This window comes from Alpinimonas psychrophila (assembly GCF_014137865.1).
Classification (GTDB): Bacteria; Actinomycetota; Actinomycetes; order Actinomycetales; family Microbacteriaceae; genus Alpinimonas; species Alpinimonas psychrophila.
Genome location: NZ_JACGWU010000008.1, coordinates 18,074 through 44,201, shown reverse-complemented (window position 1 = coordinate 44,201; position 26,128 = coordinate 18,074). Strand labels below are relative to the sequence as shown.

Below are 26,128 nucleotides of genomic sequence, written 5' to 3'. Positions count from 1 at the left end.
TGCGCCGGCCATCCTTTTTGACTCATTATTGTGTGCTCAGACCGACGGGTTGGAGCGATCCGCAATCAGAGTGCCGCCATTGAAGGTAGTTCCGACCTCGCGGTAGTAACCACCGAGAATCTTGCTCACCGGCAAAATCGAGCCCAACTCATCCCACTGTGAGTCGCCAAGAATGAGTTCTGCGTTACCGCCCCAGGCCTGACCAAGATCGAGATCGACCCCGCCCATGGTGATGAGTTGATCGAGGGAGTTACCGGCGCCCGGAGTAATAGAGGGAACCCAACGGTTGTGCAACATCTTATGACCGTTGACGAAACCATTGCTCTCAACGGGGCCCGTCAGGGTCACTTTGGCCGTCGCGAGACGGTGGTCGTAGGCCGCGAGGCTCGCACCGAACGTTGCACCCGCTTCGAGACGAGGGGTGGCCTTTCCCCGGTTATACACACGGGTGACGTGCATCGAACCCAGCTTCTTGGGGTAGCCCTGGAACCATCCGCGAGCCATGGCGAAGTCTTTCGTGACCCAGATGGCCACGCAGCGGCTGTACGTCACGCCTTCGAACTTGCAGCGCACCACGACAAAAGTCTCGAGGTACTGCGAGCGGTCCGGGTCCAGAAGTTCCTCGAAGTCGCTGCTGCACGACTGCCAGTCTGCCCAGATGAGGGCCACAGCGCCGGGCTCGTCATCGGCGAGGTCCAGCTCAGGAGGAAGTAGTGCCCGAACGTTGGCGGCATCGGTCAGGTACTCGACAGTAAGCAGGGTGCCCGAGTAGTGCCAGGGCATTTCGGGAATGATCGCGCTATTGCCCGAAGGGGTCTTCGGCGCAAGGAATCCGTTGAGTTCAGTCATGCGTCCACAATATAGGTCATTCGGGTACAAACAAACTATGATTAGAATATTCAATATTTTCTATCTAATATCGGTATGGTGAGCTTGACGTAAGTCAGTTCTGTTGCCACTGTTAGGTATTCGTTTTTATCCGAACGATTTTTTTAGAACTCAATGAGGAGATCACCCCATGTCCACCACTCAGAAAACTGAGCGCAGCTCCCTTCGCAAAGGCCGCCTTGGCGTAGCGGGAATCGTGTTCTTCGTCGTCGCGGCTTCCGCGCCAATGGCGGGTATGACCGGCGTTGTTCCTGTAGCCGGCGTTCTCGGCAACGGCGCCGCCGTTCCTGGCGCCTACGTCTTCGTCGGCCTCATCCTGCTTCTCTTTAGCGTTGGTTTTACCGCCATGAGTCACCAGGTCACCAACGCTGGCGCATTCTTTGCCTACGTCGGCAAGGGTCTCGGAATCAACGTCGGTGTTGGTTCAGCATTTGTTTCAATTCTCGCCTACATCACGGTGCAGCTGGCGATTTACGGCTTCTTCGGTGCGATGATGGAGCTCACCTTTGGTGCCCTCGGTGTCAGCATCCCCTGGTACATATGGTGTGCTCTCGGTTGGATTGGTGTCACGGTTCTTTCGCTCCTCAGCGTTGATATCGGCGCGAAGATCTTAGGAGTCCTCACCGGTCTTGAAGTTCTCTCCATGCTCGTGGTGGCCGCTGCCATTCTTTTCAGCACCAATCTCCCTGAGGGCCTCAACTTTGAGGCTTCTTTCTCCCCTGCCAACGTCTTTGCTGGTGGTTTTGCCGGCACCGCCGGCATCGCCATCACCTTCGCCTTCGCCTCCTTCATCGGCTTCGAATCGACGGCCATCTACGGTGAAGAATCGGTTAACCCGAAGAAGACCGTGCGTCGCGCAACCTACTGGGCCATCGGCATCATTGCCGGGCTCTTCACGATTGTCACCTTTGCCATGATGAGCGGAATGGGATCCTCCGCCGTTGTCGACCAGATTCTGGCTCGTTCGACTGTAGACGGAAGCCCGCTTGCAAACCCTGCAGCAGTGCTGTTCTCTCTCGCCACCGAATTCGTCGGCCCCTGGATGGCTCAGCTGATGAGCTGGTTGGTTCTCACGAGCCTCTTCGCTGGCCTTCTCGCCTTCCAGAACGCCACGTCGCGATACTTCTTCGCAATGGGTCGTGGTGGCGTGCTTCCCGCTCGCCTCGCAAAGACCAACCGTCGTGGAGCCCCCTGGATGGGAGTCACCCTGACCTCCGTCATCGCCATCGTGGTCATTGCAATCTTTGCAATCTTCAAACTTGACCCCGTACTGAACCTGTTCTACTGGTTGAGCTCGGTTTCGGTTCTTGCCATCGTGCTCGTCGAGATTCTCGTGAGCGTTGCCGTCATCGTCTACTTCATCAAGAACGAAGGCGCCAATGTGTGGCAAGGCAAGATTGCCCCAGCCCTGGCCGTCTTGGGCATGGCCTTGGCTGTCTACCTGCTCATTGCGAGGTTCAACCTTCTGGCAGGAACCTCTGCAGACGGTGTCGACCCTTCGCTTCCGGACAGCGAGTTTCAGATGAACCCACTCGGGTGGGTTCTTGTTCTTCTCCCCTTTGTGATTTTCCTCGTCGGCCTCATCGTGGGCGTCGTCAACAAGAAGGAAAATGCCTCGCTCACGGAAGACATTCTTTCCTAGAGCAGACAGTTACCAAAAACGCTCGGCCTCTTGAGAGGCTGGGCGTTTTTTGGAGAAGGATGCGTTCTACAGCTTGATGTACGTGGTCTTCATCTCGGTGTACTTGTCCAGGGCGTGACGTGACTTGTCCCGGCCGTTACCCGACATCTTGAAGCCGCCGAACGGCACAGTGAGGTCACCCTCCTCGTAGCAGTTCACCCACACCGTTCCCGCGCGAAGTTGGCGGGAAAGCTTGTGAACGCGCGAGACGCTACCTGCCCAGAGGCCCGCAGCCAGCCCGTAATCGGAGTTATTGGCAACACGGATAGCTTCATCCTCGTTGTCGACAGTGATCACCGACAGGACGGGGCCAAAGACTTCCTCCTGCGCTAGCGCGGAGTCCGGGTGCACATCGACGAAGACCGTGGGCTCGTAATAGGCGCCGCCAGTGAGGGGCGCACCGAGATCAACGGAGTGACCCCCAGTGGCCAACGTGGAACCATCGGCCAGAGCGCGGTCAACGTGAGCTTGCACCTCGCCGCGACGTGACATCGAGGCGAGTGGTCCCATCTGAGTGTCCGGGTCAAAGGGATCACCGGGCTGAAAATTACGTGAGGCGGCGAGGACACCGGCAATGACTTCCTCGGCAATGTCCTTGTGCAGAATGAGGCGCGAGGGAGCCGTGCACATTTGGCCGGAGTTGAAAAAGATTCCCCACGCGGCGGTGTCGATGGCTTCTTGAAGGTTTGGGGCATCCGGAAGGATGATATTCGCAGACTTGCCACCCAGCTCAAGCCAGACGCGCTTGAGGTTGGATTGTGCGGCGTACTCCATGTACGCACGACCCACCTCGGTAGATCCAGTGAAGGCCAGAGAATCAACGCCGAGGTGAAGGCCAAGACCCTTACCAATAACGGATCCGCGGCCGGGCAGCACGTTGAAGACGCCAGCAGGAATTCCGGCTTCGAGTGCCAGTTCGGCGATGCGAACGGCCGTCAGTGGTGTCAGATCGGCGGGCTTATGCACGACGGTGCATCCCACGGCGAGCGCGGGAGCAATCTTCCACGCGGAGAGCGTGAGGGGAAAGTTCCAGGGGGTAACCACGGCAACGACACCGACGGGCTCGCGCGTAATCAGGGCAAGGTCGTCGCCACCCACGTTGGAGATCTCATCGAGTTCTTTGTCAGCAATTTCTGCGTACCACTTATAGGTGTTTATGAGGGCGCGAAGTTCGATTCCCCAGGCATCGGAGATGGGTTTGCCCATCTCAATGCTCAGCATCATTGCCAATTCAGTGCGGTTAAGCTCCATGAGCGCAACCCACGCCAGGAGCAGCTCCTTGCGCTCTTTGGGTGCCATGCGCGGCCAGGGACCGTCATCGAACGCCCGACGAGCCGCCGCCACTGCATCGTCCATGTCTGTCGCCGAGGCATATGGCACCTGAGTGACGGTACTGCCGTCTCGCGGCGTAACGAGAGCGACGTAAGAATCATCACGGGCAGCCCGAGGCTTTCCGTCAATGATCATGGCTTTCGGCCACGAAATGGTTGTGGAGTACTTCGTCCATTCCTGAACGGTTTTAACGGGCATATTCATGGTGTGGGTCAACCGATCCTGTCAGGGGAAGTTGTGGTGAGTACCACTCGTCCACGGATGTCGCCGCGGCGAAGGCGATCGAGCGCCTCTTGTGCTTTCTCAAGGGGCATCGTCTCGACGAGGTGCTGGAGGCCGCGCGTTCGCACAAACTCCAGAAGTTCCTTGAGCTCGTCTAGGCTGCCCCAAATGCTGGTCGTCACGACCGCTTCGCTGGGAATGACCCCGACGCCGAACTCGAGGCGTCCGCCGGCAAGGCCGACGACAACAACAATTCCCTGGCGACCGACGGCACCAGCCGCGGCCTCCATCGTGGGCTTTGCTCCCACGAAGTCAATAATGGCGTCATACTTCTCGCCCGCGGGCAGGACCTTCACGGCGTGGTCCGCGCCAAGCTCCAGCGCCGCCGCCAGCTTGTCATCCGACATGTCGAGAACGGTGAGCTCTACGTTGGCCAGCTTCTTGATGAACTGAATGGCGAACTGCCCGAGACCACCGGCGCCAATAATGACGGCCTTGGCCCCAGGGACCTGCAGGTGAGGGAGAGTTCGCTTCACTGCGCGGAAAGCAGTGAGTCCACCACACGCCAGCGGCGCCGTGGTTACGGGATCAAGGTCACCAATGGGGATCAAATAGTCCCGGTTAGGAACGCGCATGTACTCGCTGTAACCGCCATCGTCGACGACGCCCGCTTCGTGACTGTTGGCACAGATCATCTCGAGGCCCGCGTTGCACTGACGGCAGTCGCTCCTGCGGCAGCCCCAGGGCGCGTAGAGCAAAACCCTGCCCAGCTCAGCGTGCTCGCCGACAACTTCGTGGCCCAACACGAGCGGCAAGGGACCACCGAAGTGGCCATCGGCTACGTGAAGATCAGAGTGACAAACGCCACAGGCGATGACCTCGATGATCTCTTCCTCCGGCGTGCGCGCCACGGGAATTTCTCGCTCCTGAACGACAAGGGGCTGATTGGCTTCCACCAAGACGACGGATTTCACGAGACCTCCACAATGAGACTTGCCGGAAGAGTTGCCGGACGTGTAACCCTCGGTTACAGTTATAAAATATTGTATATCCGATTGATGGATTACACACTCAAAGATGAGGAACCATGGCATCCCACACCACTGCGGCCCCCCAAACGATGGCTGACTGCGCCAAAATCATCGCGGACAACAACATCCACACAGTTGAATGTTTGTTCACCGATACTTGGGGAATCCCCCGTGGAAAGCGTCTCCCCGTGGCGCAATTTCTCTCCGGTGCGGGCTTCTCCATTGCCGCCGTAGCTTTCTCGTGGAACTTTCGCAGCGACATCGAGCCCACCCCCTGGGCCGAACTCGACAGTGAATTTCCCGATATGAAGGCCGTTCCCGACCTGCAGTCCTTCCGCCTCGCGGGTTGGAGTGAAGGCATGGCCACGGTCATGTGCGATATGACCGACGGCCACTCCGGTGAGCCCATTGCGCTCGACGGCCGCGGCATGGTTAAGAAGACCATTGCTCAGTATCGCCAGCTGGGCTATGAGATCAATTTGGCGACCGAACTGGAGTTCCACCTCTTCGATGAAGATTGGACTCCCATTTCTGACAAGTCCTTCTGCTACTCGATGGATCGCGCCGATGAACTCGAGGCCGTCATTGGTGGAATCCGTAAAGCCTTGACGGACTCGGGGATTGAAGTCGAAGCCAGCAATGTCGAATACGGACCCTCTCAGGTTGAAATCAACCTGAAGTATGACCGAGCCCTCGCAATGCTCGACAACACCATCCTGTTTCGCCACATTGTGCGTCGTGTTGCCCGGCAGCACGGACTGAATGCAACATTCATGGCCAAGCCCATCAACGGTGGCGCCGGATCCGGAATGCACGTTCACCAAAGCATCACCGACGGCAACGGCAAGAACTTGTTTGCGGCCAAAGACTCCTCCGATCATCCCGTGCATTCCGATTTGATGCGCCGCTACCTGAGCGGGGTCATGGCACATCACCTCGACCTCCAGCTCATCGCATTGCCAACGATCAACGACTACAAGCGCATTGTTGATTACTCCTTCTCCCCCACGCAAGTGTGTTGGGGCCTCGATAACCGTCTCGTTGGTGTTCGTTGCATAACGGATGCCGGCCCCGGCACCCGCCTCGAAGTTCGGTGGGCCGCCGCCGACGCCAACCCCTACCTCGTGGCCCAGGGATACCTGCAGGCGGGTCTGGATGGCATTCTCAATGACCTTCCGCTCCAGCAGGCGTCTTCGGGAGACCCCCACGCTGATGTGTCCCTGACTCGTGTGGCACCGTCTCTCGATACCGCATTGCAGAACTTCACCGCGAGCACCTGGAACGTCACGTGCTTCGGGCAAGACTTCGTTGACACCTACTCCGTGATGCAGGCCAACGAACTCGCGTCCTTTGCCGCGTGGGTCACCGACTGGGAAACGCAGCGCTACCGCGACGTCATCTAAGTTCCGCAGCATCCAACACCAACAAAAGGACCCCTCGTGGCCAAGAATGTTTTGCTCATCACGCACGAACAGACCGATGCCTCCGACTATGGGTACGTCGCCTCGTACCTGACCGAACTCGGTCACGATGTTCGCCACCACACGGTGCTCGAAGCAACGGTGAACAAGGACGGCTTTCTTGCGGCCAACACCAACTTCCCCGCGCTGGATGACCTGGACTCGGTCATCATGTTCGGCTCGTTCACTCACGCCTACGCAGAACACACGCGTCACTGGGTAGAGGAAGAGGTCGCCTATGTCACTCAAATTCGCGATCGAGGGATGCCCTACCTGGGAATCTGCTTCGGCGCCCAGATTTTGGCCGAGGTACTCGGGGGTCGAACGGTGAAGGCCGATCACCTCGAGGCCGGAATGATTGAGTTCAGTGCCGACCCAACGTGTCCCGTTGCCGCCGGACCATGGTTCTCGTGGCACAACGACAAAGTCGAGCTGCCCGCCCACATTGAGGTGCTCGCGGCGAGCGACGTCGCCCCGCAGGTCTTTCGCGACGGCAACTCGTTGGGTGTCCAATTTCATCCTGAAGTCACCGACGAGCTCATGACGGAGTGGCTCCGTGTCGGCGGAGCCGAACTTATTGGCAAGCTCGACCCCGATGAGTTTCGACGCCAGTGGCAAGAAAGCGGCAAGACTGCTCAGCTTCACGGCCGTGAACTTCTCGACTGGTTTATGAAGGTCGAACCCGTCGCCTCCTAGAAGGTCTCGCGACGCTTCATGGTGAAGTACCGAAGCTCCTGGTATTCCTCGAGGCCTTCGGCTCCACCCTCGCGACCGGTTCCCGACTGCTTGACGCCGCCGAACGGTGCCGCAATGTTGGAGAGGAGGCCGTTGTTGATGCCGACCATGCCCGTCTCGAGCGCCTCAGAGACGTTGATGGCGCGATCCAAGTTCTCAGTGAAGACGAACGCAGCCAAACCGAACTGAGTGTCGTTGGCACCGTGTACAGCTTCTTCTTGGGTCTTGAAGCGGGTGATGGCCGCAACGGGTCCGAAGATCTCTGTTGTTGCGATATCGGCGTTGGCGGGAACGTTGTCCAGCACGGTGGCCTCGAAGAAGAAACCGGGGCGATCGGGTGACGAACCGCCGGTGAGCAGCGTGGCGCCCTTGGCAACGGCGTCATTCACCAAGCCTGAGAGGCGGTCGACGGCACGCTTGTCGATGACCGGCCCGAGGTCTACCTCGGAGTTCAAGGCGTTGCCCAGTTTGAAGGCGGCCATGCGCTCCGTGAAACCTTCGATGAAGGCATCCGCAATGCCATCTTGAATGAACATGCGGTTGGCCGCGACACAGGTCTGACCGCCGTTACGCATCTTTGCCAAGATGGCACCTTCGATGGCGCGCTCCAGATCGGCATCATCGAAGACGAGGAGCGGGGCATTTCCACCGAGCTCCATCGAACTCTTGACGATGTTGCGCGCGGCGAGACCCATCAGAGTGCTGCCCACCGGAGTGGATCCGGTGAAGGAAATCTTGCGCACACGCTCGTCGTTGAGAACGGCTTCGCTGAAGGCCGAGGCATTTGTGGTCGTGATGACCTGAACGAGGTCTTCGGGAACGCCGGCCTGGATCATCAGATCCAGAACGATGACCGTGGTGAGAGGCGTCAGAGTGGCGGGCTTGACGACGGCGCCACAACCTGCGGCAAGCGCCGGGGCAATCTTGCGGGTCGCCATAGCCATGGGGAAGTTCCACGGGGCAATGAGAATGGCAAGGCCGACAGGCGAGCTGCGCACCAAGATCGTGGCGTCGCCCGAAGGAGAGTCGCGGTAGCTTCCCTTTGCGCGTAGTGCCTCCTCAGCAAACCAGCGCACATAGTCGGCCGAGTACTGAACTTCGCCGTACGCCTCCGCCAGTGGCTTTCCCATTTCGCGCGAAATGACCAGCGCGAGGGTGTCTTTGTTCTCGATCAGCTTGGCGTAGACGGCATGCAACACGTCGGAGCGGTGCCGGGGGCTGGTCTTGGCCCAGGCCTTCCCCGCCGCGTCGGCCTTGGCAACGGCCTCGATGGCGTTGACGGCATTGTGATCGGGTAACGAAGCGATGACCTCTTCTGTCGCAGGGTCATAAACGTTAAGCGTTGCCGAACTGGTCAGCAAGCGGGTCTTATTGACACTCGCCAGGGCGGTGTTGGACTGGGCCAGAAGCTCGGCGTTGGGCGTGAAATACGACATTGTTTTCCCTTGAGGTTTAGAGTCCGCCGCGAGCGACGAGTTGCTGGGCGATGACGTTCTTTTGAATTTCGTTGGTACCTTCGCCGACAATCATCAGCGGGGCATCGCGAAAATAACGTTCCACGTTGTACTCGGTGGAGTAACCATAACCACCATGGATGCGAACGGCATCCAAAGCAATCTCCATCGCGACCTCAGAGGCAAAGAGTTTGGCCATGCCAGCTTCCATGTCGCAGCGTTCGCCACTTTCATATTTCTCGGCAGCAAACCGGGTCAGCTGGCGGGCAGCCGTAAGCTTGGTGGCCATCTCGGCGAGGTAGTTGCCAATGGACTGGTGCTTCCAGATGGGCTTGCCGAATGTTTCGCGTTGCTGGGCGTATTCGAGCGAATCTTCAAGAGCTGCCGCAGCTACTCCGAGAGAGCGGGCGGCGACTTGAATGCGCCCTGTCTCGAGTCCCTTCATGAACTGAACGAAGCCCTTGCCCGCAACGCCACCGAGAATGGCTGTTTTTGCGATGCGGTAATCTTCGAAAGCAATTTCACAGGACTCAACGCCTTTGTAGCCGAGCTTGGGAAGGTCTCGGGAGACCGTGAGGCCCGGGCCGTGCTCAACAAGAACAATAGACATGCCAGAATGGCGGGGCTTCGCGTTGGCGTCTGTCTTGGCCAACAAGGCGATGAGCCCAGAACGGCGGGCATTGGAGATCCACGTCTTCGATCCGTTGATGACGAGATCGTCGCCGTCTTCGCGCGCAACGGTCGTAATGGCTTGCAGGTCTGAGCCGCCGCCGGGCTCGGTGAGGGCCATTGTGGCCCGCAGTTCTCCTGTGGCCATGCGCGGGAGGTAATGCTGCTTTTGTTCTTCGGTGCCAAACATGGTGAGAAGTTTGGCGACGACGGTATGTCCGCCCGCCGCACCGGCGAGACTCATCCAGCCGCGCGCGAGTTCCTCGGTTACCTGCACGTAGCAGGGCATCGACACAGGCATCCCGTCATATTCTTCGGGAACGGCCAGGCCGAAAATGCCGATGTCCTTCATCTGCTCAATCCACGCCTCGGGATACTCATTGGCGTGCTCAACGTCACGAACCGTCGGCCTGACGTCTCGATCGATAAAGGCCCGCACGGTATCGACGAGCATTTGCTCTTCTTCGCTGAGGTTGTAGGTCATCAGATTCACTTCCTTTGCAGAGAACGACGTGGTTCAAGGGGATCCGGGATGCTTTTTCCGTGGAAACCGGGGGATCTTAGATACAAAATATATCATATCTGAAGGGTCGAACGAGGGTCTAGGCAATATTATGTAGGTCACGCCATCATTAGCGGGACCGTGGCACGCCTGAGGATTTTTACGCAAGGAGCACATCAGATTATGGGCACGATTAATCGTCCAGTTCGACCCCAGCTTGGGGATGAAGCCGCATCCTTCCTTCGCGACCAGATTACGTCGGGCACGCTCGCTGCCGGTGCTCCCGTGCGCCCCGAGACCGTTGCCGACGAGCTGGGGATCTCCACGACCCCCGCTCGGGAAGCGCTTCAAGCCCTTCGCGCCGAAGGATTCCTTGACCTCGCTCCCCGCAAGGGCTTCACGGTTGCCAAGGTCACGGGCGACGACGTGCGCGACATGTTCCTCGTGCAGTCGATGGTTGCGGGCGAGTTGGCCGCACGGGCGGCAACCAATGCCTCCGAGCCCCTCATCACCACACTGGATCAAATCCATGCTGACTTAATGGCGGCGGAGAAGAATGGTGACCTCGCTGCCTTAGAAGAGTTGAACCACGCTTTCCACCGTGAAATCAACCTCGCAGCTGGTGCCCCCCGATTGGCTTGGGTCATCAAACTCGTCTCGCGCTATGCCCCTCGCCGTTTCTACGCTTCTATTCCAGGTTGGCCCGAAACCACCGTGCATGACCACACCGATCTCCTACAGGCAATCCGCTCCGGCGACAGTGAAAAAGCTCGCCGCGAAATGAGCGATCACGTTCGTCACGCCGGCGATCAGCTTGCAGCGCACATCGACGAGCGCATCGCTTCCCAGACGTAAACGCCGTCTCCCCGGCGAGTTTTTCTGAGCGTTTTCCCCGGCGCTCCGTTTTCCGTATATAATATTTTCTAGTGCTCTAGGAGAGGAAAGCGGCCATGAAAATCGTCGTACTAATGAAACAGGTTCCCGATACCTGGGGTGACCGTAGCTTAGATATTACAACCGGCTGGGTCGATCGAACCTCAGACGCTCAGGTCATCGATGAGATCAACGAACGCGCTCTCGAAGTCGCTCTCTCCTACAAAGACGGCGACAAAGCCACCGAGGTCATTGTGCTGACCATGGGCCCCGCGGATGTCACTGATTCGGTTCGCAAAGCCCTTGCCATGGGATGCGATTCCGCCGTGCACGTGCTCGACGACACTCTGGCTGGTTCAGATGCTGCCGCCACCGCAGCCATGCTGGCGGCCGCCCTCCGCGAGCTCAACGCGGACCTCATTATTGCCGGCAACGAATCCACCGACGGTCGCGGCGGAGTGGTTCCCGCGATGATCGCGGAACATCTCGGACTGCCGCACTTAGGCATGCTCGGCTCCATTGAAGTCTCCGCATCGTCCGTCTCCGGCATGCGCCTGATCGAAGAAGGTACCCAGAGCGTTCGCTCCACCCTCCCCGCCGTTATTTCCGTCAACGAAAGCACTCCCGACGCCCGCTTTCCCAGCTTCAAAGGAATCATGGGCGCCAAGAAGAAGCCGGTTGCCCGGCGCTCCGTTGCCGAACTTGCGGTCAGTCTTCCGCAAGCCTCCACCATCGTCGTGTCGACGAAGGTGCGCCCTGCGCGATCCGCGGGAATCACAATCGTTGATGACGGCACCGCCGGCGATCAAATAGCGGCATTCCTCGCCGAAAACCGACTGATCTAAAGGGACGGATATTACTCATGCCGAACATTGTTGCCCTCATTGAGCTCTCCAGTACCGGGTCGATCAGCACTTCGACTCCCTCGCTCCTGGCCACTGCCACAAAACTGGGAACTCCCGTTGCTATCGTGTGCGTCCCCGCCGGTTCCAGTCCCGCTGTGGTAACCGCACTGGTCGCCGAGCTCGGATCTCACGGCGCCGCCCACGTGGTGATCGCCGAATCTGAAGACGCCCTCACGGCCCTCGCCACTCCCGCCGTTGCCGCGCTCCAGGCGTCCATCGATTCTCACGCTCCGCTCGCCGTTCTCATTCCCAACACCGTCAATGGCCGGGAGGTCGCGGGACGACTGGCCGTTCGGTTGGGATCGTCGGTTCTCATCGATGCTGTTGACCTCGAGAACACCGCATCCGGCATCGTCACGACGCACTCCGTCTTCGGTGGCGGGTACACCGTTGAAGCGCAGGTCACCGGCGGCCTCCCTATTGTGACGGTTCGTCAAGGCTCCCCCGACGGCCACATTCCCGTTGCTCAGCCCACCGTGACGACCATCCAGATTTCCGTGGACATCAACCTGGCCGGTAGCATCCTGGACACCACGCCCCGGGAGTCAAATTCCTCTCGCCCCGAGCTTCGTGGCGCCGAGAAGGTAGTTTCCGGTGGACGCGGGCTTGGTTCGGCCGAGAAGTTTGTTTTGGTCGAAGAGTTAGCGGATGCCTTGGGAGCGGCCGTTGGCGCCTCCCGCGCAGCGGTCGACGCCGGCTACATTGCGCAGGCCCATCAGGTCGGCCAAACCGGCGTGACGGTTGCCCCACAGTTGTATGTGGCTCTGGGAATCTCCGGGGCCATCCAGCATCGTGCGGGAATGCAAACATCCGACACCATCATTGCGATCAACAAGGATGCCGACGCACCCATTTTCGCCGTCGCCGACTTCGGTGTAGTTGGAGACATCTTCACGGTCGTTCCCCAACTGTTGGCCGCCATTGGGGCGCGTCGATGAGTTCGCCCTGGAGCTCGCTCCGGGTTTCCCCCGCTACGCGCAAGAAACTGCTCTGGGTTCTCCCGTCGGCTGTCGCGGTGCTCACACTTGTTGTTTTTGCCGCCAGGATTTTTCGCGACTCCGCAACCGGCCAGGCTTTTCTGACGGACTTCCCGGGGCAGTCCGAACTTCCTGCCGGAGCTCCGACCGGTTTTCCGGCTTGGCTCAACTTTCAACATTTTTTGAACGCTTTTTTCATCGTGCTCATCGTCCGTACCGGGTGGCTCGTGCGCACGACGCAACGTCCCGCGGCCTATTGGATGCGCAAGAACACTGGTCTCATTCGCACAAAGAAGGCCCCCACCAAGATCAGCATCCACCTCTGGCTCCACCTGAGTTTGGACGCCCTGTGGACCCTCAACGGCGTGATCTTCATTGTGCTGCTCTTCATCACCGGCCAATGGATGCGGTTGGTGCCTACCACCTGGGCCGTTTTCCCCAACGCCGTCTCGAGCGCCCTTCAGTACGCCTCGCTGAACTGGCCTCTAGAAAATGGTTGGGTTAACTACAACAGCCTGCAACAACTCGCGTACTTCACCATCGTTTTCATCGCCGCACCCTTAGCCATTCTGACCGGGTTGCGGATGTCGGCTATTTGGCCCCAGCCGTCCTCCACAGCCAGCAAGGTCTTTCCGCTGGAGCTGGCGCGGGCTATCCATTTTCCCGTCATGCTGTTCTTCGTTCTCTTCGTGATCATGCATGTCACCCTCGTGCTCACCACCGGCGCCTTGCGCAACCTGAACCACATGTATGCCACGAATTCCGGCGAGAGCTGGCTGGGTTTTGGGATCTTCGCGGGAACCCTCATGCTGACAGTTGCGGCCTGGATTCTGGCCAAGCCCGTCTTCTTACAGCCCTTGGCTTCACTGGGGGGCAAGGTCACGCGCCAGTAACTCACTGCTTTCTTAGATCAGGCCGAACTCTTTCAAGACACTCGTTGTGTGCTCGCCGAGGCGAGGGACAGCATCCATGCGCGGCGTAAACGAACGCGCGGTCACGGGGGGAAGCAAACTCCGAACGTCCCCACCGGGGGTAGCCACCTCGCGCCAACGTTTTCGGGCCGCAAGTTGCGGGTGAGCCGAGAAGTGCTTCATGTCCCTGAGTTGAGCGTTGGCGATCCCAGCATCGTCGAGGCGATCCAACGCGGCATCCGTGGTCAGTGTCGAGAAGACCTCGTCTATGCGCGCGTGCAGCTCGACCCTGTTGTGCAGTCGCAGGGAACCCGTCACAAAGCGCTCATCGGTGGCGACCGCCTCATCACCCAAGACGCCGGCGCAGAACTTGACCCACTCGCGTTCATTCTGAATGGCAAAAAATACGGTGCCGTCGGCGGTATTGAAGGGGCCGTAGGGCGCAATGGTCGCGTGCTCGGCGCCGGTGCGTGGTTGCTGAATGCCACCGTATTCCGCGTAGAGATAAGGCTGGCTCATCCATTCACCAAGGGCTTCGAGCATCGACACTTCGAGGATGTCGCCGCGACCGGTGACACCGCGCTGAATTAGCGACGCGAGCACCCCGGTGTACGCGTACATACCCGCCGCAATGTCGGCGACGGAAATTCCGACTTTCGAGGGAGTTTCGGGAGTTCCGGTAACACTGAGAAGCCCCGTTTCACACTGGATCAGAAGGTCATAGGCCTTCTTGTTTTCATAAGAACCTCCGCGACCATATCCCGAAATGGAAACGTGAATCAGCCGCGGATTCATCTCCAGCGCCTGCTCGGCGCTCAGCCCTAGCCGATCGATGGCACCGGGTGCCAGGTTCTGGATGAACACGTCGGCGCCAGAAACCAGCGTTTTCAGCGCGTGCATACCCTCTTCGGTCTTCAGGTCGAGTTGGATGCTTTCCTTGCCACGGTTCAGCCAGACGAAGTAGCTCGCTTCACCCTTGACTTTGGTGTCGTAGGCCCGAGCAAAGTCACCAGCATCCCGCTCAATTTTGATGACCCGCGCTCCCAGATCGGCGAGCTGTCGGGAGGCGAAGGGTGCCGCCACTGCCTGCTCGAGCGAGACGACGGTGATGCCCTCAAGGGGAAGTCTGCTCATGGTGTTTTCTCCTCGGCCGTCGCCGAAGCCGCCCCCTGGGTCACGGCCAGAATTTTCTTTGCCCGCTCGACGACGGGGCGGTCAATCATGGCGCCCTCGAATGCAGCGGCCCCGCCTTCCAATTCGACGACCTTGTGGGCCCACGCAATCTGCTCCGCTGTCGGGAGGAAACTTATGCGAACGGCAGAAATTTGGCTCGGGTGAATGCACAGCTTGCCCCCGCAACCGAACTCACGAGCCCGCAGAGCTTCAGCAGACACAACCTGCAGGTCGGTGAAATTCACACACGGGGAGTCTAAGGGCGCCGCGATCCCGGCGGCTGCTGAGGCAATCACCAGTTGGGCCCGCGCATAATCGAAGACGCCGGCATGCGTGGCATCAATATCCAGCCCAAAGTCGACGGCGCCGAACGCCAAGCGGGTTACGCCGTCAACGCGCGCAATCTCGGTTGCGTTGACGAGCCCCATGGCAGATTCGATGAGGGGAATGCAGGCCAATCCCGTGGGAAGCATTTTGAGAACGGACGCGATCTGTGCGGCCGATTCTGCCTTGGGCACCATGATGCCCAGCAAGCCATGCCCTGAAGCAGCGGCGACCTTAGCTAGCGCCGTGATTTCATCAGAGGAGTCGGCCCCACTGATGCGAACCATTGCGTTGAGCCTGGGCCCCACCGCCGTCGTAGCCGGAGTCGGGGTGCCGCTCGGGGTGAGGGCCGCAAGTACCTCGGCAAGGGCAGCGGCCTTATTTTCGGTGCTCACCGCATCCTCAAGGTCAAGAATGACGATATCGGCACCGGAACCCTGGGCCTTGAGAAAGCGCTCGGGCCGATCCCCGGGAACGAACAGCGCCGAGACGGCGTGAGCCACGAGGGCTATTGCAGAAGTCGTCACAGAAGTCGTCGCAGATGCTGTCGACTGGGTCATCAGCTGGCGGATACCGCGGGCAACGACGACTCGTCGGGACGTGAACCCGCAACGCTGGGCAAGAAGCCAATCTTGTAAATCATGAACGAGCGACGAAAGCTGACGACGATCTTGCCGTCTTGGTTGAAGCCCTCGGTGGCCACGGTAACAACACCCATCGTGGGGCGCGACGCGGATTCACGCAGGTTCAAAACCTTGGAGCGTGAGTAGATGGTGTCACCTTCAAAGACGGGGGCGGGCATGCGCACATCGTCCCAGCCAAGGTTCGCGAAAACATTCATCGACAGGTCCATCGTGGACTGGCCCGTCACCAGAGCCAGCGTGAAGGTCGAGTTGACCAACGGAAGTCCGTATTCGGTTCCCTTGGCGTAGTTGCGGTCCACATGCGTTTTCGAGACGTTCTGAGTCATCAACGTAAAAGTTTGGTTGTCCGCTTCGGTGACGGTCTTGCCGAACGGGTGGTAATAAATGTCACCGATGGCGAAGTCTTCAAAAAGACGGCCGGTCCAACCTTCAACAACACGGGAATCGTTCTGGCTCATGTGACTCATCCTTCACTTGTTCGGCGCTCACGGCGTCTTGACTATATTATGCATTCTAATCGAAATGCGGCCGCTAGGGGAGGAGTCGCGTGGGTCCAAGATTGAGCGGTTTGCTCGCGTGCAAGTTGAAGAAGTCATTGCCTTTATCGTCGACGATGACAAAGGCAGGGAAATTCTCGACCTCAATCAGGAAGACCGCCTCCATGCCCAACTCCGCGTAATCGATGACCTCAATTGACCGGATGTTGTCCTGAGCGAGACGCGCCGCCGGACCACCAACCGACCCGAGATAGAAGCCGCCGTGAGCCTTGCACGACTGGGCGACGGCCGGAGCTCGGTTGCCTTTAGCAAGCATGACCAACGATCCGCCCGCCGCCTGAAGTGCCTCGACGTAGCCGTCCATGCGTCCCGCCGTCGTCGGCCCGAAGGATCCCGTGGCCATGCCTTCCGGTGTCTTGGCGGGGCCCGCGTAGTAAACAGGGTGATCCAGAAGGTACTGTGGCAGACCCTCGCCCGCTTCGAGCCGTTGCCGGAACTTGGCGTGCGCAACATCGCGAGCTACGACCATTTTTCCGGTCAGAGAGACACGCGTGCCCACTGAGCACTCACTGAGCTGCGAACGAATTTCGGCCATGGGACGACCAAGGTCAATCGAAACGGCAGCGGATTCATCGGTGATTGCATCGAGGCCCGTCTCAGGAATAAACCGGGCGGGGTCATGCTCGAGTTCTTCAATGAAGACACCATCGGCATTGATCGTGGCGAACACCTGGCGATCGGCGGAGCACGACACGGCGATGGCAATGGGCAGCGAGCCCGCGTGACGGGGCAGGCGAATCACCCGCACGTCGTGGCAGAAGTACTTGCCCCCAAATTGAGCGCCGAAGCCAATTTTTGTGGTGAGGTCGAGAACCTTGGCCTCAAAGTCAACATCCCGGTAGCCATGGCCTTCCGCACTGCCGGTCGTGGGCATGGTGTCGAGGTAGTGAGTCGAGGCAAGCTTCGCGGTCTTCATCGCGAACTCCGCGGAGGTGCCACCAATGACGACTGCCAAATGGTACGGCGGGCAGGCTGCCGTTCCGATGCTCTCGATTTTCTCGCGCAGGAAGGCCAACATTCTTTCTTCATCCAGAATCGACTTCGTCTCTTGGTAGAGGAAAGATTTGTTCGCGCTGCCACCGCCCTTAGCCATAAAGAGCAATTCGTAGGAAGGGCCTTGCCCCAAACTGATGTCGATCTCGGCTGGGAGATTAGATCTCGTGTTGACCTCGTCCCACAAAGTCGTGGGCGAGAGCTGTGAGTAGCGCAGGTTGAGATCTTTGTAAGCGTTGTAAATGCCGCGCGACAGTTGCTCAGCGTCGGTGCCATCGGTCAGGACACGATGGCCACGCTTGGCATAGATAATCGCCGTCCCGGTGTCTTGACACATCGGCAGCACTCCACCGGAGGCGACATTTGCGTTCTTGAGAAGGTCAAGTGCAACGTACTTATCATTGGCCGATGCCTCAGGATCGTCAAGAATTTTGCGGAGCTGAGCCAAGTGGTCGGGGCGCAGAAAGAAGTTGATTTCTTTGAAGGCCTCGTACGCCAGGGCCTCAAGCACGCCGGGGTCGATCTCGAGGGCGGCAGCGGCACCCTCACCGGATAGATGAACGCCCTCGGCGGAAAGCCTCCGCATCTTCGCCCCGTGCGGCGCGCGGGGAAGGAGCTCCGTGAAGCGAAAATTATCCATGGGGCGATACATCCATTCAGAGTGGCCCTCGGCGGCGCTGAAACTCGCCCATATTCTATCGAATTAGGCCAACGAGGCCCCGAGCTCCTCAATGACAGCAAAGAAAACATCCACGTCGCTGGGGCGGGTCCGGAAGTTGGTGAAGCAGGGTCGCAACCATACCTCCCCGTCGATGACGGCCGGCGAAAGGTAGACGCGACCATCCGTCACGATCGCTTCACAGAGTTTCTTGTTGTGCGCGCTGATGAGGGCGGGGTCGGTCATGCCGTGTGGAATGTGTTGGAGGGGCACGATCGATAACTGCGGCGCGTGCGCCAGCGTGCGATATAACGTCGAGGCCACCGCCCGCTCATAGGTCATGCGCGCCAACCAAATGTTCTTCTCGATGGCATCCCGAAACTCACTCGCGCCGTGCGCTTTGAACCCTAGCCACATCTTCAAGGCTCGAAGGGGCCGTGAGTACTCCAGCGTGACGTCCACGGGGTTTGGTTCCTCGCCCGCGTGAGGCATGTACGCCTCATTGTGCCCAAAGGTCGCGGCAAGGGCCGCATAGTCCTTCACGAGAACGACGCTGCAGGCTTTGGGAACGAATAGCCACTTGTGGGCATCGATGGTGACGGAGTCGGCGAGATCGAGCCCGTCAAAGAGGTCCCCGACGAGAGTCGTACCGGCTGCCGGAACCCCATAGGCGCCATCAACATGGAGCCAAACGCTGTGACGGGCCGCAACCTCCGCGATCGCGCGCAGGGGGTCAATGGCACCCGTGAGGGTGGTGCCCGCGTTTGCAATGATGGCCATGGGCTGAACTCCCTGGGCGATATCGGCGAGAATGCAGGCCTCAAGCGCCTCGGGAATCATGCGGCGGTGGTCGTCAATAGGGATCGAGCGAATCGCGTTCGACCCCAGGCCAAGGAGTTCCACTCCGCGCTTATTGGAATAGTGTGCTTCAGCGGAGCAATACACCGCCATCGGACTCGTGATCCCTCGTTCGCGAACAGTGGGCTGGGCGCGATGCCGGGCGGCGGCGAGAGCCGTGATGTTACTGATGGTTCCACCACTGGTAAACAGGCCTCGGGCGTTGGAATAGCCGATGAACTCCCCAAGCCACCGGCTCGTCTGAATTTCGAGAATGGAGGAGGCACGAGCATCTAAGGCCACGTTAATGTCGTATGAGGCCGCGAGGAAATCCGCAATGGCTCCGATTTCGAGGCCCGACGACCCGATGTACGCCAAGAAGCGCGGGCGGGACTGGGCCATGGACTGGTCGAGCACCTCGGTCGCCTGGTTCAGTGCCACTTGGGGCGCGATACCGTGTTCAGGCAAGGTTTCGCTGAGCAGTGCGACGGTGGACGCCGTTATCTCCGTCTCAACCTCGCGCGCAGTGTCGAAGCCTTCCCAGATCGTGCGGACAATCTCCAGGGTCTCCTCGAGGACAGCCTTGCGGGCGTCGCCGAGCGTCAAATTACTCTTCATGAAAGGTCAACTTTCTCGAACATCATCGTTCACAGTTTCGCAACCAAGCGTCGCGAGGTTTACCGCTAAAGGGCGGGCACTAGCTCGTTGGCAGTCCCGCCTCACGCCAAGCGGCAAAACCGCCGTCGACGTGAGAAACGTTGGTGTGTCCGTTCTCTAAGAGCCACTTCGCCATCGGCGCCGAGCCATTGACCGAACCGCACATCACGACAATTTCACGTTCGGGATCTAGCGCTGCCCCCAGATAGTTTGCGCCACCTTCAAGAAACTGATCGGCCATAGTGTACCGATCCACCCACGTTGCAACGGTGGTGCTGCCATCACTGGCAAGATACTTTTCGGGTCGAACGTCAATGAGCAGGGCGCCACCCTCCACGCGCGCTGACGCTTCGATGGGCGTTATCAGCTCAGGTTCGCGAGAATCGTCTCGCACGGGGAGAGAGTCTGTTGTCATAAAGACAACTATGCCGCGGGGATGGTGGCTGTGTCGATGACGAAGCGGAATTGGATGTCGCCCGCGACGACGCGCTTGTAGGCCTCGTTTACGTAGTCGGCGTTGATGAGCTCGATGTCGGCGGTGATGCCGTGTTCGCTGGCGAAGTCGAGCATCTCCTGAGTCTCCTTGAGGCCACCGATGTTGGAACCGGAAATGCTCTTGCGGCGGCTAATGATGGCCGGCAAGTCAAGCGGGTAGGTCATGTCGTTAATGGCGCCAACAATGACATAGGTGCCTTCGAAGGCCAATAACTCGATGAAGGGGTTCATGTCGTGGTCCCCGGGCAGGGTCGAGAGGATCACGTCAAACTTTCCGCGCCAAGCCTTCATGGCATCCGCGTCTCGCGTAATGAGAACCTCGTCGGCTCCGAGGCGCTTGGCCACCGCAACCTTCTCATCGCTAGTGGTCAGCGCTACAACGTGGGCGCCCAGTGCGTGCGCAAACTTGACGGCCATGTGGCCGAGGCCACCAATTCCGGCGATGCCGACCGTCATGCCGGGACCGACACCCCAATGCTTCAGCGGCGAGTATGTCGTGATGCCGGCACAGAGCAAGGGGGCAACGGCAGCCGGATCGAGGTTTTTCGGGATGCGCAACACAAATTTCTCGGTGATCACAATGGACTGCGAGTAACCGCCCTGCGTGATGTGGCCAGGCAGGTCAGGGTCGGGGCTCCCAAAGGTGAGCAGCGCACCCTTGTCGCAATAGTTTTCGAGGTTGTTGAGGCACTTTTCGCATTCGCCACAGCTCTTGACGATGACGCCAACGCCAACCAAGTCGCCGACAGAGTGCGTCGTGACGCCCGCACCAACCTCAGCAACGTGACCCACAATTTCGTGCCCGGGAACCAGCGGGAAATGCTGAGGTCCCCAGTCACCCTTTACGGAGTGAATGTCGGAGTGGCAAATACCAGCGAATTCGATGTCGATACGAACGTCGTGCTCAAGAAGATCACGGCGTTCAATCGTGATGGCAGCGAGGTCATCAGAGGTGTTCTGAGCGGCAATGGCGCGCGTCGTAAAAGTCATAGTTACAAGCTTAAGGACTTTGCCGTTGCCAAAGCATCCGCAGCCCGCACCAAGGTCAAGTGCGAGAACGCTTGTGGCGTATTTCCGGTTTGCTGGTGTGTCTCTACGTCGTATTCCTCCGACAGAAGACCAACATCGTTCGCAAAGCCTGTGACAAGATCCATCAGACCTTCGGCATCCTTCAGACGCCCCGTCCGGGCGTACTGCTCCACCAACCAAAACGTGCACGCCAAGAAAGCGTTTTCAGGCTCAGCCAAACCATCAATTCCCGACTCTGTGCGGTAGCGCTGTAGAACGCCGCCCACCATGAGCTCTGCCTCAATGCGGGCCACCGTTCCGAGCATCCGCGCGTCGTCATATTCGATGTAGCCCACCTGGGGCAGCTGGAGCAATGCTGCATCAACCTCAGGGCTTCCGTACGACTGGGTATAACTGCCAAGAGCCTTGTTATATCCCTGTTCCTCAATTTCTTCGGCGATGCGAGCCCGGATCCGTTTCCACCGCTCCACAGGCCCCGTGAGACCAAATTCTTCAATACCCCGGATGCCGCGGTCGAAGGCCGCCCACGCCATGACCCGCGAGTGCGTGAAGACACGCTGGGGGCCGCGGATCTCCCAAATCCCGTTGTCGGGCTTTGCCCAGTTTGCTTCGAGATGGGACAGGAGGGAGAGTTGAAGGGACCACGAGAACTCGTCTTCGGTCACCCCGATTTCGCGCGCGCGATGCAGCGCCACCAAAACCTCGCCGAAAATATCGGCTTGATACTGTTTGTAGGCATCGTTACCCACGCGCACCGGCGACGAACCCCAGTGGCCAGGCAGAGATTCAAGTTCATACTCGTCGAGGCAGCGCTCGCCCGAGATGCCGTACATAATCTGCACGTCGCCGGGGTCGCCGGCGATAGCGCGCAACAACCAGTCACGCCACTTTCGCGCCTCACTCCGGTAACCATGAATCATCAGCGCCTCCAGCGTCAACGCCGCATCCCGGAGCCAGACGTAGCGATAATCCCAGTTGCGCGATCCCCCCAGTTGCTCGGGGAGACTCGTCGTGAGCGCCGCGATGATGCCCCCGGTTTCGGCGTGCGTCAGGGCATTCAGAACCAGCAGCGAGCGGCGCACGAGATGGTCATATTTACCGCCGGGCACCTTGATGTCTTGCGACCAACTTTGCCAATAATCTAACGTCTCGGCGAGCGCCGCTCCCACATCCAGCTCGGCGGGGGGCTTGCGGTGCGAGGGATACCACGTCAGTACCGTGTCAACGATTTCACCGGCCTGCACCGTGAACTCAGCACGATGGTGATGTTGACTCGCCTCAAATTTGGGGCCGTGAACGACGATGGAATCGGGGCCAGCCACAGCCAGGAGCGCGTGGGTCTCGTCGCCAATCTGTCGCATCCACGGCATGGAACGGGCGTAATCAAAACGGATGCGCAGCAGCTGCTCCATTTTGACCTCACCGGAAATACCACGGATGCGCCGAATTACGGCGGCGCGGCTCATGTTCGTCGGCATGAAATCGAGCACCTCAACCTCGCCCGTTTCCGTCACCCAGCGCGTCGCCAAAACAAAAGTATCGACGCGATATTCGCGGGACGTCGAGTGAAAAGTTCCCACGGGGTTTATGCGCCAGTGGCCGTGATCATCGTCGCCCAGGATGCCGCCAAAGACGGAGGCGGAATCAAATCGGGGCATACACATCCAGTCGATGCTCCCGTTTGTTCCCACGAGAGCACCCGTGTGACGGTCCCCAATCAGGGCGTAATTTTCGATTGCCTGTGACATACATCCAGCATGTCATGCCTGCCGGAGCGCACAAGATTTTTTCAGGCCGTTCTCAACCAGGCTGTTATGGTGGAAAGACTGAGCGCCCAGCCGTGAGCCGGACAGGGAAAACATTGACAATGAAAAATACTGATTTATCAGGGATTTCAACATTTGGTCCGTCGACCATGATCGTCGTTTCTAACCGCTTGCCCGTCGACGCCACTGAAAATGAGGACGGCAGTATTTCTTGGGGTCTCGCTCCCGGGGGCCTCGTTACGGCTCTTGAGCCCTTCATGCGAGAGAACGCCAGCACGTGGGTTGGCTGGGCCGGAATCTCCGATCTGGTGCTCGCCCCGTTTGAACGTGACGGCGTGAAGCTTGTCTCCGTCACTCTGAGTGAAAATGACGTCGAGCTCTTCTACGAGGGCTTCTCGAACGACACATTGTGGCCGCTGTATCACGACGTCATCGAAGCCCCGAGCTATCACCGCGCCTGGTGGGAGGTCTATCGTTCCGTCAACCAGAAGTTCGCCGATGTTGTTGCTGCCGAAGCCGCCGAGGGAGCCACCGTCTGGGTGCACGACTATCAACTACAGCTCGTGCCGCAGATGCTGCGGGAGCTCCGTCCCGACCTCACCATTGGGTTCTTTCTGCACATCCCTTTTCCTGCCTATGGCCTCTTCTCGCAACTGCCCTGGCGACGCCAAATCATCGAAGGTCTGCTGGGCGCTGACCTCGTTGGATTCCAACGGGCGCAGGATGTTGATAATTTCCTGCGCATCGTGCGCCGCATCATGGCCTACAAAGTCATCGGCGGTCACGTGACGGTTCCCAGCCGCGGAGAGGAAAACCGTTACGTCGTTGCCCGAAACTTTCCCATCTCGATTAGTTACCCGGATATTCAGAAACTCATCAAGGACCCGGCCGTCATTGCCCGCTCCCGGGAAATTCGGGAGTCCATCGGAAACCCGAAAATCATGATCTTGGGCGCCGACCGGCTCGATTACACCAAGGGCTTTCTGCACCGACTCAAGGCCTACGACGAGTTGCTGTCCGACGGAGATCTTGACCCCACCGAAGTGGTGATGGTGATGGTGGCCAGCCCCTCGAGAGAGCGCGTTGACAGCTATATCAAGTTGCGGGATGACGTTGAGCTCGCGGTTGGCCGCATCAACGGCCAATACGGGGAACTCGGGCATTACCCCGTGGTCTACCTGCACCACAACTACCCGCGCGAAGAAATGATGGCACTTTTCCTCGCCGCCGATGTGATGCTCGTGACCCCCCTGCGCGATGGAATGAACCTCGTTGCCAAAGAGTTCGTGGCGGCACGATCTGACGGTGACGGTGTGCTGGTTTTGAGCGAATTTGCGGGCGCGTTCGACGAGCTCAAAGCGGCCGTAGCGGTGAACCCGCACGACATCGACGACCTCAAGAAACAAATTCTGCGGGCCAAAGACATGGCGCCGGCCGAGCGCCGGCAACGCATGCTTTCGATGCGTCGCCGGGTTCGCGAACACGATGTTGAGAAATGGTCTCGTGATTTTTTGAAAGCCCTCGCCCACACCAACCGCGTTTCATGAGTCTTTCCCCCGCGTTGCGCGCTGCGCTGCGCGCCTTTACCGAGAACGAACGCATTCTCGTGCTGACCGACTTCGATGGTGTCCTCTCCGACCTCATAGACAACCCGCACGATAGCCGCATGCGCGAGGGAAGCCGCGTGGCTCTCACGGCCCTCAGCCAACTACCGTTGACCGAGGTGGGAATCGTCACGGGGCGGCCTTTGGCCGACATCCTGGAGGTTGGAATGCCGCCGCAGGATGTACTCGTCGTGGCCTCACACGGTCTGGAATTTTTGCAGACGAGCCCGGGCGACGACATCTACCGCCCCACTGCCCGGGACACAGAAATTCTCGACGCACTGAAGGCCTTCCTGACGCCGCTCGCCGAGGCCGTTCCGGGCGCGTGGCTCGAAATTAAGCCGGCCGGAATCGCCGTGCAGACACGACTATGCGAGTCGCAGGCAGGAATCCAGTTGCTGGCCATCGTGCACGAACTTCCCGAACACCTCGCCTCGCTCACGATTCGTGGGGGAAAAGATGTGTTGGAGTTCTCGGTCAGCAGTGCGACAAAGGGCACAGCTCTGACATTTTTAGCCGAACTGAAGCAGACCGGCAACATCCTCTTTATGGGTGATGACGTTACCGATGAGGATGCTTTTGCCGCCCTGCCTCCGACGGGCATTGGTATCAAGGTTGGGCCGGGAGAAACACTGGCGACGCACCGGATCGCCGACACGACGGAGGTAACCAAAGTGTTGGAGTTGATGGTCGCCCTTCGCACTCCCGATGAGCCTGTTGCCTAAAAAATAGTTTCCGGGGGGACACGAACAGTGAGCCCGTTATGAACGATGCTCACCCGAAGCGTCGAAACCGCACCGAAGCTGTCGCCGTCCAACTCAATGCGCTGGGGGGAATGAAGCCGAACCTCAAGTGTTCGAGCCTGCGTGTAACGAAGAGCATGAAATGTCGGTGCCGCCCGAAGGATCTGCGGGCCGCCCTTGACGCGATGCAGCACTCCCCCGACCGCCAGACGCGACCAGATGCGGGCCCAACCGCCAGGGCCTTTGGGGCGCAGGATCACGGCATCCAGCAACCCGTCATCGATGACTGCTTCCGGGAGGAGCAGAAGATTGCCCGGCAACGAACCGCAATTACCCACAATCATGGTGTGCGCTTTGATTGGACGAGCCTCACCGTCATCCACGACGACGACCGCTTCGTGGTGCCGATTGCGGCCCACCGACTGAGCGATGGGGGCGACGTAGGCAAGCCATCCGATATGTTTCTTCAGGCGGCCATCTGTTTCGGCGGCCATGTCGGCATCCAATCCGATGCCGGCCATGACCAGAAATACGTGTCGGCGGGTGTGGCCGTCCAGGCCCAAATCGGCCACGACTGCGTCGATCAGGCGATCCGCCCCATTGAGCGCAACGTGGATGGCACGTTTCATGTCCATCAGGGGTATTCCGAGCGTGCGAGCAAGGAGATTGCCGGTACCCGTGGGGATAATTCCTAACGGAATGTCTCGCCCCTGAATCGTCTCAGCGACAGCCCGAATCGTTCCGTCTCCGCCTATGGCCACGATGACGGATGGGTTGCTTTCCAAGGCTTCGCGCGCGGCAACGATCGCCCCGTCATCAGCTGCGGTTGTCGCGATAAAGATGGTGGGACCGAGGCTGGCAATTTTTTCTTCACGAGTAAAGGCGTCACGCAAACTAGCAACGTTGACGCTATGGGGGTTGTAAATCACGGCGGCGTGTGAATCGACAAAAGTTCGTTGCTCCCTCACAGAAAATCCACTATCTGTCATGTGCTCAGCATAGGAAGAA

At 59.2% G+C, this 26,128-nt stretch carries 23 protein-coding genes; 9 read left to right on the top strand and 14 right to left on the bottom strand.

Annotated elements, in window-relative coordinates; translation table 11 throughout:
* Positions 1 to 36: 36 nt before the first annotated feature.
* Entirely contained in the window at positions 37 to 849 is an 813-nt protein-coding gene (locus FB555_RS09805) for an acetoacetate decarboxylase family protein (RefSeq protein WP_182485301.1), read from the bottom strand.
* A 169-nt stretch (positions 850 to 1,018) separates the two neighbouring features.
* On the opposite strand from FB555_RS09805, the gene FB555_RS09800 reads away from it, so the two are divergent.
* Positions 1,019 to 2,530, top strand: coding sequence for an APC family permease (locus tag FB555_RS09800; protein WP_182485300.1), 1,512 nt, complete (start codon positions 1,019 to 1,021; stop codon positions 2,528 to 2,530).
* 66 nt (positions 2,531 to 2,596) lie between these two features.
* Here the strand turns inward: FB555_RS09800 and FB555_RS09795 are convergent, their stop codons facing one another.
* On the bottom strand, positions 2,597 to 4,105 hold the full coding sequence (locus FB555_RS09795) for an aldehyde dehydrogenase family protein (RefSeq protein ID WP_220475956.1): 1,509 nt from the start codon (positions 4,103 to 4,105) through the stop codon (positions 2,597 to 2,599).
* An 8-nt stretch (positions 4,106 to 4,113) separates the two neighbouring features.
* Positions 4,114 to 5,097, bottom strand: coding sequence for a zinc-binding dehydrogenase (locus FB555_RS09790; protein WP_182485299.1), 984 nt, complete (start codon positions 5,095 to 5,097; stop codon positions 4,114 to 4,116).
* Positions 5,098 to 5,210: 113 nt separating this feature from the next.
* On the opposite strand from FB555_RS09790, the gene FB555_RS09785 reads away from it, so the two are divergent.
* Together FB555_RS09785 and FB555_RS09780 are read left to right on the top strand one after the other, a co-directional pair.
* Positions 5,211 to 6,557, top strand: a complete 1,347-nt coding sequence (locus FB555_RS09785) for a glutamine synthetase family protein (protein WP_182485298.1) — start codon at positions 5,211 to 5,213, stop codon at positions 6,555 to 6,557.
* 36 nt (positions 6,558 to 6,593) lie between these two features.
* Positions 6,594 to 7,310: a glutamine amidotransferase-related protein gene (locus FB555_RS09780; RefSeq protein ID WP_182485297.1), complete on the top strand. Its 717-nt coding sequence runs from the start codon at positions 6,594 to 6,596 to the stop codon at positions 7,308 to 7,310.
* Here the strand turns inward: FB555_RS09780 and FB555_RS09775 are convergent.
* Both FB555_RS09775 and FB555_RS09770 read right to left on the bottom strand, forming a co-directional pair.
* Positions 7,307 to 8,785 (bottom strand): NAD-dependent succinate-semialdehyde dehydrogenase, encoded by a 1,479-nt coding sequence (locus tag FB555_RS09775; RefSeq protein ID WP_182485296.1) that lies wholly within the window; start codon positions 8,783 to 8,785, stop codon positions 7,307 to 7,309. The genes FB555_RS09780 and FB555_RS09775 overlap by 4 nt on opposite strands.
* Before the next feature lie 16 nt (positions 8,786 to 8,801).
* Positions 8,802 to 9,956, bottom strand: a complete 1,155-nt coding sequence (locus tag FB555_RS09770; protein WP_182485295.1) for an acyl-CoA dehydrogenase family protein — start codon at positions 9,954 to 9,956, stop codon at positions 8,802 to 8,804.
* A 201-nt stretch (positions 9,957 to 10,157) separates the two neighbouring features.
* Between FB555_RS09770 and FB555_RS09765 the strand changes: the two genes are divergently transcribed.
* The 4 genes from FB555_RS09765 to FB555_RS09750 all read left to right on the top strand — a co-directional run bounded on the left by FB555_RS09765 (position 10,158) and on the right by FB555_RS09750 (position 13,622).
* Positions 10,158 to 10,829, top strand: a complete 672-nt coding sequence (locus FB555_RS09765) for a GntR family transcriptional regulator (RefSeq protein WP_182485294.1) — start codon at positions 10,158 to 10,160, stop codon at positions 10,827 to 10,829.
* A 95-nt stretch (positions 10,830 to 10,924) separates the two neighbouring features.
* On the top strand, positions 10,925 to 11,692 hold the full coding sequence (locus FB555_RS09760) for an electron transfer flavoprotein subunit beta/FixA family protein (protein ID WP_182485293.1): 768 nt from the start codon (positions 10,925 to 10,927) through the stop codon (positions 11,690 to 11,692).
* Positions 11,693 to 11,709: 17 nt separating this feature from the next.
* Positions 11,710 to 12,690, top strand: a complete 981-nt coding sequence (locus FB555_RS09755; protein WP_182485292.1) for an electron transfer flavoprotein subunit alpha/FixB family protein — start codon at positions 11,710 to 11,712, stop codon at positions 12,688 to 12,690.
* Complete coding sequence (locus tag FB555_RS09750; protein ID WP_182485291.1) at positions 12,687 to 13,622, top strand: cytochrome b/b6 domain-containing protein; 936 nt, start codon at positions 12,687 to 12,689, stop codon at positions 13,620 to 13,622. Before FB555_RS09755 ends, FB555_RS09750 begins: the two co-directional genes overlap by 4 nt.
* Positions 13,623 to 13,634: 12 nt before the next feature.
* Here FB555_RS09750 and FB555_RS09745 read toward each other — a convergent pair whose 3' ends face one another.
* The 8 genes from FB555_RS09745 to FB555_RS09710 form a co-directional block, all read right to left on the bottom strand.
* Entirely contained in the window at positions 13,635 to 14,774 is a 1,140-nt protein-coding gene (locus FB555_RS09745) for a CaiB/BaiF CoA transferase family protein (RefSeq protein ID WP_182485290.1), read from the bottom strand.
* Positions 14,771 to 15,664: an HpcH/HpaI aldolase/citrate lyase family protein gene (locus FB555_RS09740; protein WP_343046451.1), complete on the bottom strand. Its 894-nt coding sequence runs from the start codon at positions 15,662 to 15,664 to the stop codon at positions 14,771 to 14,773. Before FB555_RS09740 ends, FB555_RS09745 begins: the two co-directional genes overlap by 4 nt.
* A gap of 32 nt (positions 15,665 to 15,696) precedes the next feature.
* Entirely contained in the window at positions 15,697 to 16,239 is a 543-nt protein-coding gene (locus FB555_RS09735; RefSeq protein ID WP_182485288.1) for a MaoC family dehydratase, read from the bottom strand.
* A gap of 73 nt (positions 16,240 to 16,312) precedes the next feature.
* On the bottom strand, positions 16,313 to 17,971 hold the full coding sequence (locus FB555_RS09730; RefSeq protein WP_182485287.1) for a FumA C-terminus/TtdB family hydratase beta subunit: 1,659 nt from the start codon (positions 17,969 to 17,971) through the stop codon (positions 16,313 to 16,315).
* Positions 17,972 to 18,034: 63 nt separating this feature from the next.
* Entirely contained in the window at positions 18,035 to 19,444 is a 1,410-nt protein-coding gene (locus tag FB555_RS09725; protein ID WP_182485286.1) for a pyridoxal phosphate-dependent decarboxylase family protein, read from the bottom strand.
* A 79-nt stretch (positions 19,445 to 19,523) separates the two neighbouring features.
* Positions 19,524 to 19,898 (bottom strand): rhodanese-like domain-containing protein, encoded by a 375-nt coding sequence (locus FB555_RS09720; protein ID WP_182485285.1) that lies wholly within the window; start codon positions 19,896 to 19,898, stop codon positions 19,524 to 19,526.
* A gap of 8 nt (positions 19,899 to 19,906) precedes the next feature.
* The gene (locus FB555_RS09715) at positions 19,907 to 20,968 is read right to left on the bottom strand and encodes an NAD(P)-dependent alcohol dehydrogenase (RefSeq protein WP_182485284.1); all 1,062 of its coding nucleotides are present in this window, start codon (positions 20,966 to 20,968) and stop codon (positions 19,907 to 19,909) included.
* A 2-nt stretch (positions 20,969 to 20,970) separates the two neighbouring features.
* Positions 20,971 to 22,755 carry a glycoside hydrolase family 15 protein gene (locus tag FB555_RS09710; RefSeq protein ID WP_182485283.1) on the bottom strand — a complete coding sequence of 595 codons (1,785 nt, stop codon included), beginning with the start codon at positions 22,753 to 22,755 and terminating at the stop codon, positions 20,971 to 20,973.
* Positions 22,756 to 22,874: 119 nt separating this feature from the next.
* Between FB555_RS09710 and FB555_RS09705 the strand changes: the two genes are divergently transcribed.
* Together FB555_RS09705 and otsB are read left to right on the top strand one after the other, a co-directional pair.
* Positions 22,875 to 24,320, top strand: a complete 1,446-nt coding sequence (locus FB555_RS09705) for an alpha,alpha-trehalose-phosphate synthase (UDP-forming) (protein WP_182485282.1) — start codon at positions 22,875 to 22,877, stop codon at positions 24,318 to 24,320.
* Positions 24,317 to 25,102, top strand: coding sequence for a trehalose-phosphatase (gene otsB, locus FB555_RS09700; protein WP_182485281.1), 786 nt, complete (start codon positions 24,317 to 24,319; stop codon positions 25,100 to 25,102). The genes FB555_RS09705 and otsB overlap by 4 nt, the downstream gene beginning before the upstream one ends.
* Here otsB and FB555_RS09695 read toward each other — a convergent pair.
* Positions 25,099 to 26,109, bottom strand: a complete 1,011-nt coding sequence (locus FB555_RS09695; RefSeq protein ID WP_182485280.1) for a diacylglycerol/lipid kinase family protein — start codon at positions 26,107 to 26,109, stop codon at positions 25,099 to 25,101. The two genes, otsB and FB555_RS09695, sit on opposite strands and share 4 nt — an antisense overlap.
* Positions 26,110 to 26,128 lie beyond the last annotated feature (19 nt).

Excerpts from the sequence above, each read along its gene's own strand:
- FB555_RS09805 (WP_182485301.1), bottom strand. The coding sequence starts at position 849 with ATGACTGAACTCAACGGATTCCTTGCGCCGAAGACCCCTTCGGGCAAT.
- FB555_RS09800 (WP_182485300.1), top strand. The coding sequence starts at position 1,019 with ATGTCCACCACTCAGAAAACTGAGCGCAGCTCCCTTCGCAAAGGCCGC.
- FB555_RS09795 (WP_220475956.1), bottom strand. The coding sequence starts at position 4,105 with ATGAATATGCCCGTTAAAACCGTTCAGGAATGGACGAAGTACTCCACA.
- FB555_RS09785 (WP_182485298.1), top strand. The coding sequence starts at position 5,211 with ATGGCATCCCACACCACTGCGGCCCCCCAAACGATGGCTGACTGCGCC.
- FB555_RS09775 (WP_182485296.1), bottom strand. The coding sequence starts at position 8,785 with ATGTCGTATTTCACGCCCAACGCCGAGCTTCTGGCCCAGTCCAACACC.
- FB555_RS09770 (WP_182485295.1), bottom strand. The coding sequence starts at position 9,956 with ATGACCTACAACCTCAGCGAAGAAGAGCAAATGCTCGTCGATACCGTG.
- FB555_RS09765 (WP_182485294.1), top strand. The coding sequence starts at position 10,158 with ATGGGCACGATTAATCGTCCAGTTCGACCCCAGCTTGGGGATGAAGCC.
- FB555_RS09760 (WP_182485293.1), top strand. The coding sequence starts at position 10,925 with ATGAAAATCGTCGTACTAATGAAACAGGTTCCCGATACCTGGGGTGAC.
- FB555_RS09755 (WP_182485292.1), top strand. The coding sequence starts at position 11,710 with ATGCCGAACATTGTTGCCCTCATTGAGCTCTCCAGTACCGGGTCGATC.
- FB555_RS09750 (WP_182485291.1), top strand. The coding sequence starts at position 12,687 with ATGAGTTCGCCCTGGAGCTCGCTCCGGGTTTCCCCCGCTACGCGCAAG.
- FB555_RS09745 (WP_182485290.1), bottom strand. The coding sequence starts at position 14,774 with ATGAGCAGACTTCCCCTTGAGGGCATCACCGTCGTCTCGCTCGAGCAG.
- FB555_RS09735 (WP_182485288.1), bottom strand. The coding sequence starts at position 16,239 with ATGAGCCAGAACGATTCCCGTGTTGTTGAAGGTTGGACCGGCCGTCTT.
- FB555_RS09730 (WP_182485287.1), bottom strand. The coding sequence starts at position 17,971 with ATGGATAATTTTCGCTTCACGGAGCTCCTTCCCCGCGCGCCGCACGGG.
- FB555_RS09725 (WP_182485286.1), bottom strand. The coding sequence starts at position 19,444 with ATGAAGAGTAATTTGACGCTCGGCGACGCCCGCAAGGCTGTCCTCGAG.
- FB555_RS09720 (WP_182485285.1), bottom strand. The coding sequence starts at position 19,898 with ATGACAACAGACTCTCTCCCCGTGCGAGACGATTCTCGCGAACCTGAG.
- FB555_RS09715 (WP_182485284.1), bottom strand. The coding sequence starts at position 20,968 with ATGACTTTTACGACGCGCGCCATTGCCGCTCAGAACACCTCTGATGAC.
- FB555_RS09710 (WP_182485283.1), bottom strand. The coding sequence starts at position 22,755 with ATGTCACAGGCAATCGAAAATTACGCCCTGATTGGGGACCGTCACACG.
- FB555_RS09705 (WP_182485282.1), top strand. The coding sequence starts at position 22,875 with ATGAAAAATACTGATTTATCAGGGATTTCAACATTTGGTCCGTCGACC.
- otsB (WP_182485281.1), top strand. The coding sequence starts at position 24,317 with ATGAGTCTTTCCCCCGCGTTGCGCGCTGCGCTGCGCGCCTTTACCGAG.
- FB555_RS09695 (WP_182485280.1), bottom strand. The coding sequence starts at position 26,109 with ATGACAGATAGTGGATTTTCTGTGAGGGAGCAACGAACTTTTGTCGAT.